The sequence below is a fragment of the Pantoea sp. X-Soil-TKNS-1280 genome, from assembly GCF_059730475.1.
The window spans coordinates 1,236,231-1,249,588 of sequence record NZ_AP035962.1 but is presented as its reverse complement, the minus strand read 5'-3'; the positions used below and the strand labels follow the sequence as shown (position 1 = coordinate 1,249,588).

The 13,358-nt window shown below is 53.8% G+C and carries 10 protein-coding genes and 7 tRNA genes; 16 read left to right on the top strand and 1 reads right to left on the bottom strand.

Annotated elements, in window-relative coordinates; translation table 11 throughout:
* The first annotated feature begins 49 nt into the window (after positions 1-49).
* From nagA to AC6I8X_RS05760, 11 genes are all read left to right on the top strand, one after another.
* Complete coding sequence (nagA, locus tag AC6I8X_RS05810) at positions 50-1,198, top strand: N-acetylglucosamine-6-phosphate deacetylase (RefSeq protein WP_497840710.1); 1,149 nt, start codon at positions 50-52, stop codon at positions 1,196-1,198.
* A gap of 7 nt (positions 1,199-1,205) precedes the next feature.
* Positions 1,206-2,426, top strand: coding sequence for a DNA-binding transcriptional regulator NagC (nagC, locus tag AC6I8X_RS05805; RefSeq protein WP_084873464.1), 1,221 nt, complete (start codon positions 1,206-1,208; stop codon positions 2,424-2,426).
* A gap of 39 nt (positions 2,427-2,465) precedes the next feature.
* Positions 2,466-3,218: an HAD-IIA family hydrolase gene (locus AC6I8X_RS05800; protein WP_084873462.1), complete on the top strand. Its 753-nt coding sequence runs from the start codon at positions 2,466-2,468 to the stop codon at positions 3,216-3,218.
* A 316-nt stretch (positions 3,219-3,534) separates the two neighbouring features.
* A complete protein-coding gene (gene asnB, locus AC6I8X_RS05795) occupies positions 3,535-5,202 on the top strand; it encodes an asparagine synthase B (protein WP_313688404.1) in 1,668 nt (555 codons plus the stop codon).
* A 217-nt stretch (positions 5,203-5,419) separates the two neighbouring features.
* Positions 5,420-5,496: transfer RNA gene (locus tag AC6I8X_RS05790), tRNA-Met, on the top strand.
* Between the two features lie 8 nt (positions 5,497-5,504).
* A tRNA-Leu gene (locus AC6I8X_RS05785) sits at positions 5,505-5,589 on the top strand.
* 21 nt (positions 5,590-5,610) lie between these two features.
* Positions 5,611-5,685 (top strand) — tRNA-Gln (locus AC6I8X_RS05780).
* Between the two features lie 34 nt (positions 5,686-5,719).
* Positions 5,720-5,794 (top strand) — tRNA-Gln (locus AC6I8X_RS05775).
* Positions 5,795-5,825: 31 nt separating this feature from the next.
* Positions 5,826-5,902, top strand: a tRNA-Met gene (locus AC6I8X_RS05770).
* Between the two features lie 6 nt (positions 5,903-5,908).
* Positions 5,909-5,983 (top strand) — tRNA-Gln (locus tag AC6I8X_RS05765).
* Between the two features lie 29 nt (positions 5,984-6,012).
* A tRNA-Gln gene (locus tag AC6I8X_RS05760) sits at positions 6,013-6,087 on the top strand.
* Positions 6,088-6,212: 125 nt separating this feature from the next.
* Here AC6I8X_RS05760 and ubiF read toward each other — a convergent pair.
* Entirely contained in the window at positions 6,213-7,385 is a 1,173-nt protein-coding gene (ubiF, locus tag AC6I8X_RS05755; RefSeq protein ID WP_313690163.1) for a 3-demethoxyubiquinol 3-hydroxylase, read from the bottom strand.
* A gap of 162 nt (positions 7,386-7,547) precedes the next feature.
* Here ubiF and miaB point away from each other — a divergent pair, with 162 nt between their 5' ends.
* From miaB to lnt, 5 genes are all read left to right on the top strand, one after another.
* Entirely contained in the window at positions 7,548-8,972 is a 1,425-nt protein-coding gene (gene miaB, locus AC6I8X_RS05750) for a tRNA (N6-isopentenyl adenosine(37)-C2)-methylthiotransferase MiaB (RefSeq protein ID WP_299454834.1), read from the top strand.
* 207 nt (positions 8,973-9,179) lie between these two features.
* The gene (locus AC6I8X_RS05745; protein WP_084873452.1) at positions 9,180-10,244 is read left to right on the top strand and encodes a PhoH family protein; all 1,065 of its coding nucleotides are present in this window, start codon (positions 9,180-9,182) and stop codon (positions 10,242-10,244) included.
* The gene (gene ybeY, locus AC6I8X_RS05740) at positions 10,241-10,714 is read left to right on the top strand and encodes an rRNA maturation RNase YbeY (RefSeq protein ID WP_299454875.1); all 474 of its coding nucleotides are present in this window, start codon (positions 10,241-10,243) and stop codon (positions 10,712-10,714) included. The genes AC6I8X_RS05745 and ybeY overlap by 4 nt, the downstream gene beginning before the upstream one ends.
* Positions 10,715-10,796: 82 nt before the next feature.
* The gene (corC, locus tag AC6I8X_RS05735) at positions 10,797-11,678 is read left to right on the top strand and encodes a CNNM family magnesium/cobalt transport protein CorC (RefSeq protein WP_313683946.1); all 882 of its coding nucleotides are present in this window, start codon (positions 10,797-10,799) and stop codon (positions 11,676-11,678) included.
* Positions 11,679-11,682: 4 nt separating this feature from the next.
* A complete protein-coding gene (gene lnt, locus AC6I8X_RS05730) occupies positions 11,683-13,209 on the top strand; it encodes an apolipoprotein N-acyltransferase (RefSeq protein WP_497840709.1) in 1,527 nt (508 codons plus the stop codon).
* The last annotated feature ends 149 nt before the right edge of the window (positions 13,210-13,358 follow it).

The window sequence follows — 13,358 nt, the reverse complement described above, 5'->3', positions numbered from 1 at the left end:
AAAAAACCTGCTGCTATCACGCAGTGGGTATAGCCGGGAGAGAGAAACGATGTACGCATTAGTAAACGGCCGGATTTTTACTGGTCATGAAATTCTGGACAACCATGCGGTAGTGATTGCCGATGGCCTGATTGAACGTGTCTGTCCACGCGATGCGCTGGATGCCACCCTGCCACAACAGGATGTTGCTGGTGCGTTTATCGCTCCCGGTTTTATTGATTTGCAGCTCAACGGCTGCGGCGGCGTGCAATTTAACGATGATATCGATGCACTGACCGTTGAAACGCTGGAAATCATGCAGCGCGCCAATGAGAAATCGGGCTGCACCAGCTACCTGCCAACGCTTATCACCAGCACGGATGAATTGATGAAGCGCGCCATTACCACCATGCGCGCCTACAAGGAAAAACATCAGCATCAGGCGCTCGGCCTGCACCTGGAAGGTCCGTGGCTGAATAAAGTGAAGAAAGGCACGCACAATCCGCAACTGATTCGTCTGCCGGATCCTGAGCTGGTGGATTTTCTTTGCGCCAACGCCGATGTGATTACTAAAGTGACGCTGGCCCCGGAAAATGCCGGCAGTGCAGTGATCCGCAAATTACGTGACGCAGGCATTATCGTTTCCGCAGGCCACTCCAACGCCACTTATGAAGAAGCCAAAACCGGTTTTGCCGCAGGCGTCAGTTTTGCGACGCATCTTTACAATGCGATGCCCACTTTCGCTGGTCGCGAACCCGGCCTGATCGGTGCGCTGTTTGATTCGCCTGATGTATACTGCGGCATCATTGCAGATGGTTTACATGTCCACTACGCTAATGTGCGCAATGCGAAACGTATCAAAGGTGACAAGCTGGTGCTGGTCACTGATGCCACTGCCCCGGCAGGTGCATCGATTGATAAATTTATTTTTGCAGGCAAAACAATATACTATCGCAATGGCCTTTGCGTTGATGAAAACGGCACCTTAAGTGGTTCCGCGATTACCATGATTGAAACGGTACGGAACTGCGTGGAACATTGTGGCATTGCGCTGGATGAGGCACTGCGCATGGCAACACTTTATCCGGCAAAGGCGATGGGTGTGGAGAAACAGTTGGGTACGGTCGAAGCCGGAAAAGTCGCCAACCTGACTGTCTTTACCCGCGATTATCAAATCATTAAGACGTTCGTCAATGGAGACAACGTCCTCAGCGAGTAAGCATTGAATGACCACTGGCGGCCAGACTCAAATAGGAAATGTCGATCTTGTCAAACAACTCAACAGCGCAGCCGTTTACCGGTTGATTGATCAACAGGGGCCTATTTCGCGCATTCAAATCGCCGAAGTCAGCCAGCTTGCGCCAGCCAGTGTCACAAAAATTACCCGCCAGTTGATTGAGCGCGGCCTGATTAAAGAGGTGGACCAGCAAGCGTCCACCGGCGGACGCCGCGCCATCTCCATCATTACCGAAACCCGTCATTTTCATACTATCGGCGTGCGCCTCGGACGTAACGATGCCACGCTGACATTATTTGATCTCAGTGGTAAATCACTGGCGCAGGAAGATTATCCGCTGCCGGAACGTACTCAGGAAACGCTGGAGAATGCGCTATTTAACGCCATTAGCGCCTTTATGGCAGCGCATCAGCGCAAAATTCATGAGTTGATAGCCATTGCAGTGATTTTGCCCGGACTGGTGGATCCGATTAACGGCATTATTCGCTATATGCCGCATATTGCCGTCAGCCACTGGCCGCTGGTTTCCAGCCTGCAAAAACGTTTCAACGTCACCAGTTTCGTCGGCCATGATATCCGCAGTCTGGCCCTCGCTGAGCACTACTTCGGTGCAAGTCGCGACTGTGCAGACTCCATTCTGGTGCGCCTGCATCGCGGTACCGGTGCGGGCATCATCGCCAACGGCCACATTTTTCTCGGCAGCAATGGCAACGTAGGTGAAATCGGTCATATCCAGGTGGATCCGCTCGGTGAGCGCTGCCACTGCGGTAACTTCGGTTGCCTCGAGACCATCGCCGCCAATGGTGCGATTGAAAACCGGGTACGCCATCTGCTCAATCAGGGCTATCCCAGTTCGCTGACCCTTAATGATTGCCAGATGCCGCAAATCTGCCGGGCCGCCAATCAGGGCGATGCGCTGGCGTGTGAGGTGATTGAATACGTTGGCCGCTATCTCGGTAAAGCGATAGCCATCGCTATTAACCTGTTTAATCCGCAAAAAGTGGTGCTGGCGGGTGAAATCACCGACGCAGACAAGGTATTGTTTCCGGCAATTGAGGGCTGCATCAACACCCAGGCACTGAATGCGTTTCGTAAAAATTTGCCTGTGGTACGCTCAGAACTCGATCATCGCTCGGCCATTGGCGCTTTTGCGCTGGCAAAACGCGCTATGCTGAATGGCATTCTGCTGCAACATCTGCTGGAAGAGTAACCGACGCCTGCCTGGAGCAGGCCAGACCGGATGCAATCTATGACAATTAAAAGCGTAATTTGTGACATCGACGGCGTGTTGATGCACGACAACACCGCCGTTCCCGGCGCCCAGGAATTCCTGCAGCGCATCCTTGAAAAAAAGATGCCGCTGGTGGTGCTGACTAACTACCCATCGCAAACGGCGAAAGATCTGGCTAACCGTTTCGCCTCCTCCGGTATCGAAGTGCCGGATTCGGTTTTTTACACCTCGGCGATGGCCACCGCCGACTTCCTGCGCCGTCAGGAAGGCAAGAAAGCCTATGTGATTGGTGAAGGTGCGCTGATTCATGAACTCTACAAAGCCGGTTTCACCATCACTGATATCAATCCTGATTTTGTTATCGTTGGAGAAACCCGTTCCTTCAACTGGGACATGATGCATAAGGCGGCGTTTTTTGTCGCCAACGGTGCGCGCTTTATCGCGACCAACCCGGATACCCACGCGCGCAATTTTGTCCCGGCCTGTGGCGCGCTCTGTGCCGGTATCGAAAAAATCTCCGGTCGCAAACCGTTTTATGTTGGTAAACCCAGCCCGTACATCATGCGTGCCGCGCTGAACAAGATGCAGGCTCACTCCGAAGAAACGGTGATTGTCGGCGATAATCTGCGTACCGATATTCTCGCCGGTTTCCAGGCGGGTCTGGAAACCGTGCTGGTGTTATCAGGGGTCTCGACGCTCAGCGATATTGATGCCATGCCGTTCCGTCCGGACTGGATCTACCCTTCCGTCGCGGATATCGATTTATTCTGATTTTCACCATCACCTCCACTTATGACCCGGCTGGCTCATCATCGCCGCCGGGTCTCTCTTTTCTCCCTGAATCAGCCCCCTCCTTACGCTCACAAAACCAGCAAAAACACGAAACCATTAGATAACATCTAATAAAAACATTATTTCATTAGATGAAATTCAATTTTATTGCCATAGCAACATTCTTTTTATCAGCCAATCGTTAATTTGCTTGCATTACCACCATCAAATAGCGCATTTTCTTATACATCACGCAGCGATGCTGCCGGACAAACGTAGAAATAACATCCCCACAGGGTGAGATCAGGAGTCAGTTATGTGTTCGATTTTTGGTGTGCTGGATCTGAAAAGCGATCCAATTGAATTGCGCAAGAAAGCGCTGGAATGTTCCCGTCTGATGCGCCATCGCGGCCCAGACTGGTCGGGCGTTTACGCCGATGACAAAGCCATTCTGGCGCATGAGCGCCTGTCGATTGTTGACGTTAACAACGGTGCACAGCCGCTGTACAACGCCGACCATACCCACGTACTGGCCGTTAACGGTGAAATCTACAACCACCAGGCACTGCGCGCTGAACTGAGCGACCGCTACCAGTTCCAGACCGGCTCTGACTGTGAAGTGATCCTTGCGCTGTATCAGGAAAAAGGCGTTGATTTCCTTGACGATCTTGAAGGCATGTTCGCCTTCATTCTGTGGGACAGCGTGAAGCAGCAATATCTGATTGGCCGCGACCATATCGGCATCATCCCGTTGTATATGGGCAACGATGAACACGGCAACCTTTATGTTGCTTCAGAAATGAAAGCGCTGGTGCCGGTGTGCCGTTCCATCAAAGAATTCCCGCCGGGAAGCTACCTCTCCAGCATCGATGGCGAAATCCGTCGTTACTGGCAGCGTGACTGGATGGACTACAAAAGCGTTGAGCACAACGAGACGGATGCCGCTGGCCTGAAAGCCGCGCTGGAAGAATCCGTAAAAAGCCACCTGATGTCAGATGTGCCTTATGGCGTGCTGCTGTCTGGCGGCCTTGATTCCTCCATCATTTCAGCTGTGACCAAACGCTTTGCAGCAAAACGTGTTGAAGATCATGACAAAAGCGACGCCTGGTGGCCGCAGCTGCACTCGTTTGCCGTAGGCCTGGAAGGATCGCCGGATCTGAAAGCCGCCAAATCTGTTGCTGATCATCTCGGTACCGTGCACCACGAAATTCACTTCACCGTGCAGGAAGGTCTGGATGCCATCCGTGACGTGATTTACCACATCGAAACCTATGATGTGACCACCATCCGTGCTTCAACGCCGATGTATCTGATGTCGCGTAAAATTAAAGCGATGGGCATCAAGATGGTGCTGTCTGGTGAAGGTGCTGATGAAGTGTTTGGTGGCTATCTGTACTTCCATAAAGCGCCGAACGCCAAAGAGTTCCACGAAGAAAACGTGCGTAAACTGCTGGCCCTGCATATGTATGACTGCGCTCGTGCCAACAAAGCGATGTCTGCCTGGGGTGTGGAAGCGCGTGTGCCGTTCCTCGACAAGAAATTCCTTGATGTCGCCATGCGTATCAACCCGGAAGATAAAATGTGTGGCAGCAACGGCAAGATGGAAAAACACATCCTGCGTGAATGCTTCTCCTCTTATCTGCCGGAAAGCGTCGCCTGGCGTCAGAAAGAGCAGTTCTCTGACGGCGTGGGTTACAGCTGGATCGATACGCTGAAAGAAGTGGCGGCAAAACAGGTTAGCGAGCAGCAACTGGCGACGGCGCACTTCCGCTTCCCTTACAACACGCCGAACTCGAAAGAAGCGTATTTGTATCGCGAGATTTTTGAGGAGCTGTTCCCGCTGCCGAGCGCGGCCGAATGCGTACCGGGTGGCCCGTCGGTGGCCTGCTCTTCCGCGAAAGCGATTGAATGGGATGAAGCGTTCAAATCAATGGACGATCCATCAGGTCGTGCGGTAGGCGTGCATCAGTCAGCCTATAAATAAGGTTTTTGACCTGGTGCAAAAGGGGTCTGAAAAGGCCCCTTTTTTTTGTAATTGCGTTGTAAGCGATCGAAAATTGCCGAATAAATCATCAGCCTGGTTATAAGCCAGACAAACAGGCGCGTTAAGGCAAAAATCGGTAAAAAATTTGTTGACGCTACAAAGCTCAATACGCATAATGCGCCCCGCAACGCCGATGAAGGTAACGCGAAAAAAAGATGGCTACGTAGCTCAGCTGGTTAGAGCACAGCACTCATAATGCTGGGGTCACAGGTTCGATTCCCGTCGTAGCCACCATCTTTTTTGCGGGAGTGGCGAAATTGGTAGACGCACCAGATTTAGGTTCTGGCGCCGCAAGGTGTGCGAGTTCAAGTCTCGCCTCCCGCACCATTTCAGTCTTCGGCAGCCGGATGGGGTATCGCCAAGCGGTAAGGCACCGGTTTTTGATACCGGCATTCCCTGGTTCGAATCCAGGTACCCCAGCCAATCCGATGCACTCTCGTGGATACGAGTCGAATATTGGGATATCGCCAAGCGGTAAGGCACCGGTTTTTGATACCGGCATTCCCTGGTTCGAATCCAGGTATCCCAGCCATCGTCGGATGTGATGTAAAGCAGTACAATTTGGCTACGTAGCTCAGCTGGTTAGAGCACAGCACTCATAATGCTGGGGTCACAGGTTCGATTCCCGTCGTAGCCACCATATTATTGGGGTGTCGCCAAGCGGTAAGGCAGTGGATTCTGATTCCACCATTCCGGGGTTCGAATCCCTGCACCCCAGCCATACAAAAGACAATTTGAATTAACACCTATTGGGGTGTCGCCAAGCGGTAAGGCACCGGATTCTGATTCCGGCATTCCGGGGTTCGAATCCCTGCACCCCAGCCAAATTGCACAACAAAGCCCGCTTTTGCGGGCTTTGTTGTTTTCTGCGTTTGCTTATTTCGTCAGCCAGGAGCGCATAAATACGCTCCCTACATTCAGCGTAGTGTCGGCATTAATGCCGGCCAGGATTACAAGCCCAGCGCATAACGCAGCACCTGACGCTTCAACACACCCGCATGTTCAGCCGCGATCAGCCCCAGATTACGGGCAAAACGCAGTGGCGGTAATTTATTACTGAAGGCGAAGTAGAACAGGTCCATCCCACCCTGCATCAGCAAATTGTCTTTACGGCGCTGGCGCTGATAACGCTGCAACACCGCCAGAGATGACCACAGTTCCGCCTGACTCCGCGCCTCTACCAGTGTATCCAGCAACGCTTCGACATCACGGTAACCGAGATTGACGCCCTGCCCAGCCAGCGGATTGATAGTATGTGCCGCATCCCCCACCAGCGCCAATCCGGCGGTGACATAGCGCGTGGCGTGACGACGCACCAGCGGAAACGATGCGGCCGCGGTTACCTGAAACCGTCCGACACGCGCCGGGAAGTGAGCATGAATTTCTTTCTCCAGCTGGGGCAACGGCATGCTCTGCAACTGACGAATGCGTGAGGGAGCGTCATACCATACCAGCGAGGCATGACGGTCAAACAACGGCAGAAATGCGCGCGGCCCCTCTGGCGTGAACTGCTGCCAGGTGGCGTCTCCCGCTTCATGCTCGCATTCCACACTGATCAGCATGCAGGATTGTGCGTAGTTCCAGCCATGCACGCCAATGCCAGCCAGCTGACGTACGCGCGAATTGGCACCATCGGCCCCCACCACCAGCCGGGCATCCAGCGTGGTGCCGTTATCCAGCTGGACATGCCAGCCACCGCTGTGTGGCAACAGATTTTCCAGCGTGGCCGGGGAGCACAACGTCACTCCATCTTCCTGCATTTTTTCCCACAACGCGCGTTGCAGCACGCTGTTTTCCACCATATAACCCAGCTCGGGCAGCCCAAGTGAGGCCGCATCAAACGTGACGTGCGCGGTTTGCCACTCCCAGGTTTCAAGCTTGCGGTAAGGTGTACAGCGCATCGCCTGCACACGTGGCCAGACATGCAGCTGCCTGAGCAAGGCTACCGAGGACGCACCGATGGCCGAAACACGCACATCTGGTGCACGCGCCGCATCAAATGGCGCAGGTTCGGCACGTTCGACAACCGCCACCCGAAACTTTTGCTGCGCCAGGCCACAGGCCAGCGCCGCGCCGACCATACCGCCACCAATCACCACCACATCAAAATGTGAATCCTGCATTGCCTGTTATCCCTCTTCTTACCGCAGCGTTCATTCTGCGAAGTGTACCGGAAATTCACGCTACAAACAGAAAAGCCCTTACCCTTATACTGGTCACAACAGCAGCAAAGCATTACAATACGCGCCCAGCACTTACCTGCACTGAATTGAATGGCTAGTCCGATGACCAAAAAACTGCATATCAAAACCTGGGGCTGTCAGATGAATGAGTATGATTCATCGAAGATGGCTGACCTGCTGAACAGCACCCACGGCTACACCCTGACTGAGGAAGCCGAAGAGGCAGATATTCTGCTGCTCAACACCTGCTCGATCCGTGAGAAGGCGCAGGAGAAGGTTTTCCATCAGTTAGGACGCTGGAAAAAGCTGAAAGATCATAATCCCGACCTGATCATTGGCGTCGGTGGCTGCGTCGCTTCACAGGAAGGCGATCATATTCGCCAGCGTGCACCCTGCGTTGATATCGTGTTTGGTCCGCAAACGCTGCACCGCCTGCCCGAAATGATTAACACGGTGCGTGGCAGCAAAAGCCCGATCGTTGACATCAGCTTCCCGGAAATTGAGAAATTTGACCGTCTGCCGGAACCGCGCGCAGAAGGCCCAACCGCATTCGTTTCCATCATGGAAGGCTGTAACAAATACTGTACCTTCTGCGTGGTGCCTTACACCCGTGGCGAAGAAGTCAGCCGTCCGAGTGACGATATCCTGCTGGAGATTGCACAGTTAGCGGCGCAGGGTGTACGCGAAGTTAACCTGCTGGGCCAGAACGTAAACGCCTATCGCGGCGCAACCTTTGACGGCGATATCTGCACCTTTGCCGAGCTGCTGCGTCTGGTGGCGGCTATCGATGGCATCGACCGCATCCGTTTTACCACCAGCCACCCGATTGAATTCACGGATGACATCATTGATGTTTACCGTGATACGCCGGAGCTGGTCAGCTTCCTGCATCTGCCGGTACAGAGCGGCGCTGACCGCATCCTGACGCTGATGAAGCGTGCGCACACCGCCCTGGAATACAAAGCGATCATCCGTAAGCTGCGCGTTGCGCGTCCGGATATTGAGATCAGTTCTGATTTCATCATCGGCTTCCCGGGTGAAACCCAGCAGGATTTCGAGCAGACCATGAAACTGATTGGCGATGTCAATTTCGACATGAGCTTCAGCTTTATCTACTCAGCTCGCCCCGGCACGCCAGCGGCTGACCTGCCAGATGATGTGTCGGAAGACGAGAAGAAACAGCGCCTCTACATCCTGCAGGACCGTATTAACCAGCAGGCAATGGCGATCAGCCGCCGCATGCTCGGCAGCGTACAGCGTATTCTGGTGGAAGGCACCTCACGTAAAAACGTGATGGAGCTGTCTGGCCGTACTGCCAACAACCGCGTGGTGAACTTCGAAGGTTCTGTCGCGATGATTGGTAAGTTTGTTGACGTCGAAATCGTTGATGTCTATACCAACTCGCTGCGTGGCAAAGTGGTCCGTACTGAAGACGAGATGGGTCTGCGTGTGGTGGAAAGCCCGGCTTCGGTCATTGCGCGCACGCGTAAAGAAAACGAAATCGGCGTCGGTCTTTTCCAGCCTTGAAACCCCGACCTTTGAGCGACAGCGCACAAAACGCTGTCGCCTGTTTCCCCAGGCAGCACTTGCATTCTGACGGTGCTGCCCAAATATCTCCCCTGATGCTTGCGCCCAGGCGTGACCCCATAAATAATTCCGTAATGATGCGTATGGCCTGCTGCCGCGCGTCGGATACATTTTTTCAACTGGCCCTGAGTGACCCAAAGGATTCATTTGAATATCGAAACTCGTGAAATCGCCCTTGAACCGGTAGATAACCGCCGCCTGCTCAGCCTGTGCGGCCCGTTTGATGACAATGTGAAACAGCTGGAACGGCGTCTGGGGATCGAAATCAACCGCCGTGATAACCAGTTTAAACTGGTTGGCCGCACCCTGTGCGTCAACGCAGCGGCAGATATTCTGCGCACGCTGTATGTCGATACGGCACCGGTGCGTGGCCAGATTCAGGATATCGAGCCAGAGCAAATCCATTTAGCGATTAAAGAAAGCCGCGTACTGGAACAAACCGCCGAAAGCGTACCGGAGTTCGGTAAAGCGGTGAATATCAAGACCAAGCGTGGTGTGATTAAACCCCGCACGCCGAACCAGGCACAGTACATCGCCAATATTCTCGATCACGATATCACCTTCGGTATCGGCCCAGCGGGTACCGGTAAAACTTATCTGGCGGTGGCTGCTGCGGTTGATGCCCTTGAACGTCAGGAAATCCGCCGTATTCTGCTGACGCGTCCTGCCGTTGAAGCCGGGGAGAAACTCGGTTTCCTGCCAGGCGATCTCAGCCAGAAGGTCGATCCCTATCTGCGCCCGCTGTATGACGCGCTGTTCGAGATGCTCGGATTTGAGCGGGTTGAGAAGCTGATGGAGCGCAACGTGATCGAGGTTGCCCCTCTGGCCTATATGCGTGGTCGTACACTGAATGATGCTTTCATCATCCTGGATGAAAGCCAGAACACCACCATCGAACAGATGAAGATGTTCCTGACGCGTATTGGTTTTAACTCAAAAGCCGTCATTACCGGTGATGTCACGCAGATTGACCTGCCGCGACACACTAAGTCTGGCCTGCGCCATGCGATTGAAGTGTTGTCGGAAGTGGATGAGTTAAGCTTTAACTTCTTCCACAGCGAAGACGTGGTACGCCATCCGGTGGTGGCTCGCATCGTTATCGCCTATGAAGCCTGGGAAGAAGCTGACCAGAAACGCCGTGACAAACAGGCAGAAGAGCGCAAACGTGAAGCGCTCGCCGCCACCCAACCCAGCCCGCAGGAGCCTTCATGAGCGCGGTAATTCTTGATTTACAACTGGCCTGTGCCGAAAGCCAGGGATTGCCCGACGAAGCCGCTTTCCAGCGCTGGCTGGAAGCGGCAGTCACACCTTTTCAACCGGAAAGCGAAGTCACCATTCGTCTGGTTGATGAAGCGGAAAGCCATGAACTCAATCTGACGTATCGTGGTAAAGACAAGCCCACTAACGTGCTGTCTTTTCCTTTCGAAGCGCCTCCGGGCATCGAACTGCCGCTGCTTGGCGATCTGATTATTTGTCGTCAGGTGGTGGAAGCGGAAGCCGCAGAGCAAGGGAAAACCGTAGAAGCCCACTGGGCGCATATGGTGGTCCACGGTACGCTGCATCTGCTGGGCTATGACCATATCGAAGATGACGAAGCCGAAGAAATGGAAGCACTGGAGACCGAGATAATGCTTGCCCTTGGTTATCCGGACCCGTACATTTCGGAGAAAGAAGACGCATGAGCCCCTGGCTCAGATATTTACGCTGCTGGCGCGGATGCCAGCAGTTTCCTTCCCTCACCAGAGAGAACTTAATAAAAACGCCATGAGCGACGACCATTCTCAAAACAGCGATGCACCCAGTAGTAAAAAGGGATTTTTTTCCCTGTTAATCAACCAACTGTTCCACGGCGAACCTAAAAACCGTGACGAACTGCTGGGGCTAATCCGCGATTCTGAGCAAAAAGAACTGATCGACCAGGACACCCGCGACATGCTGGAAGGGGTGCTGGATATTGCCGAACAACGCGTGCGCGACATCATGATCCCGCGTTCCCAAATGATCACCCTGAAACGTAACCAGAGCCTGGAAGAATGTCTGGCGGTGATCATTGAATCGGCCCATTCACGCTTTCCGGTGATCAGCGAAGATAAAGATCATGTTGAAGGCATTCTGATGGCCAAGGATTTGCTGCCCTTTATGAGCAGCGCCTCAGAACCATTCAGCATGGAAAAAGTGCTGCGCACCGCCGTGGTGGTGCCAGAAAGTAAGCGTGTTGATCGCATGCTGAAAGAGTTCCGTTCACAGCGCTACCATATGGCGATTGTGATTGATGAGTTTGGCGGTGTGTCCGGTCTGGTGACCATTGAGGACATCCTCGAACTGATCGTCGGAGAAATTGAAGACGAATATGACGATGAAGAAGATCGCGATATCCGTCAGTTGAACCGCCACACCTATACGGTGCGTGCGCTGACGCCGATCGAAGACTTCAACGACGTGTTCGGCACCGGTTTCAGCGATGACGAAGTGGATACCATTGGCGGTCTGGTGATGCAGGGATTCGGCCACCTTCCCGCGCGCGGTGAAAGCATTGAAATTGATGGTTACCAATTCAAGGTCGCCATGTCTGACAGCCGCCGTATCATCCAGGTGCATGTAAAAATTCCGGAAGACTCGCCGCTCCCTCAACTGGATGACGAATAATTTTATGGCTTTAGCCTCTCTTTACTCGCGGCAGCGGGTTCGCCTGCTGCTGGCGTTAATAACGGGTGCCATCGGCACCCTTTCCTTTTCCCCTTATGATTTCTGGCCCGCCGCCCTGATTTCGCTGTTCGGCCTGCAACTGTTGCTGCTGGATCGCCGCACCGCGCAGGCTTCAGCCATCGGTTTTGCCTGGGGTTTTGGCCTGTTCGGTAGCGGCATTAACTGGGTGTACGTCAGCATCGCCACCTTCGGTGGTATGCCCGGACCGGTTAACGTGTTCCTGGTGGTGCTGCTGGCAGCGTATTTGTCTCTCTACCCGATGCTATTTGCCATTCTGCTTAATCGCCTGTGGCCGCGTGCCACGCTGTGGCGTCTGGCCGTGGCGGCTCCGGCGTTATGGCAAATCACCGAGTTCCTGCGTGGCTGGATCCTGACGGGGTTCCCGTGGTTACAGTTCGGCTACAGCCAGATTGATGGCCCGCTGAAAGGACTGGCCCCGCTGGCGGGCGTCGAAACCATCACCTTCCTGTTGATGGTGATTACCGGTCTGCTGGTATATGCGCTCTATCACCGCAACGTGAAAAGCCTGATTGCTGCCGTTCTGTTGTTATTGCTGCCGTGGCCGTTACGCATGCTGCAGTGGTATCAGCCACTGCCTGATCGCAGCGTCGATGTCGCAATGGTTCAGGGCAACATTCCGCAATCGATGAAATGGGATCCGCAGCAATTGCTCAACACACTGCGCATCTACACCTCGTACAGCCAGCCGTGGATGGGTAAAGCGCCGATCATTATCTGGCCGGAATCAGCCATTACCGATTTGGAAAGCAACCAGCAACCCTTCCTGCATGCGCTGGATGAAGAATTGCGCGCACGTGGCAGCTCACTGATCACCGGTATCGTCGATTCTCGTCTGGAAGGTGACAACCGCTACCACGATTACAACTCCGTGATTGTGCTGGGCGGCGAGCACCCTTACAGCTACCAGAGCCAGAACCGTTATCAGAAGAATCACCTGGTGCCCTTTGGTGAGTTTGTACCGCTGGAAGAGTTGTTACGGCCACTGGCTCCGTTCTTTGATTTGCCGATGTCATCATTTAGCCGCGGATATTATATTCAGCCGCAATTAAAAGTGGCGGGCTACAACCTGACCAGCGCCATCTGTTATGAGATCGTGTTGGGAGAACAGGTACGCGCCAATTTCCGGCCGGACACCAATTTCCTGCTCACGGTGTCGAACGATGCCTGGTTTGGTCACTCCATCGGCCCGTGGCAGCATTTCCAGATGGCAAGAATGCGTGCGCTGGAGCTGGGCCGCCCGCTACTGCGTGATACCAACAATGGCGTTACCGCGGTAGTTAATGCAAACGGTGATGTCGAGAAGATGCTGCCGCAGTTCACCCGTGATGTGTTGTCAGCGAAAGTAACACCCACCACCGGTGAGACACCTTACGCCAAAGCCGGCGTGTGGCCAGTATGGGTGCTGACCCTGCTGGGTGTGGTGCTGGGCCTGATCCGCCGTCGTCGCTGATTCGCCATTCCCTCCCTGAGGCGAAGTTCACCCTTCGCCTTTTTTATCGCATTTTTCCGCTCCCTTTCCCCCTGCTTTGCCGCATTCTCTGCTGGTTTCTTACACTCTTTAACTGCTTTGGCACGATCATTGCTATTTATTTCAGTGTT

What these genes read in the sequence shown, in the direction of transcription:
- nagA (WP_497840710.1), top strand. Translation starts at nt 50, where the DNA reads ATGTACGCATTAGTAAACGGCCGGATTTTTACTGGTCATGAAATTCTG.
- nagC (WP_084873464.1), top strand. Translation starts at nt 1,206, where the DNA reads ATGACCACTGGCGGCCAGACTCAAATAGGAAATGTCGATCTTGTCAAA.
- AC6I8X_RS05800 (WP_084873462.1), top strand. Translation starts at nt 2,466, where the DNA reads ATGACAATTAAAAGCGTAATTTGTGACATCGACGGCGTGTTGATGCAC.
- asnB (WP_313688404.1), top strand. Translation starts at nt 3,535, where the DNA reads ATGTGTTCGATTTTTGGTGTGCTGGATCTGAAAAGCGATCCAATTGAA.
- ubiF (WP_313690163.1), bottom strand. Translation starts at nt 7,385, where the DNA reads ATGCAGGATTCACATTTTGATGTGGTGGTGATTGGTGGCGGTATGGTC.
- miaB (WP_299454834.1), top strand. Translation starts at nt 7,548, where the DNA reads ATGACCAAAAAACTGCATATCAAAACCTGGGGCTGTCAGATGAATGAG.
- ybeY (WP_299454875.1), top strand. Translation starts at nt 10,241, where the DNA reads ATGAGCGCGGTAATTCTTGATTTACAACTGGCCTGTGCCGAAAGCCAG.
- corC (WP_313683946.1), top strand. Translation starts at nt 10,797, where the DNA reads ATGAGCGACGACCATTCTCAAAACAGCGATGCACCCAGTAGTAAAAAG.
- lnt (WP_497840709.1), top strand. Translation starts at nt 11,683, where the DNA reads ATGGCTTTAGCCTCTCTTTACTCGCGGCAGCGGGTTCGCCTGCTGCTG.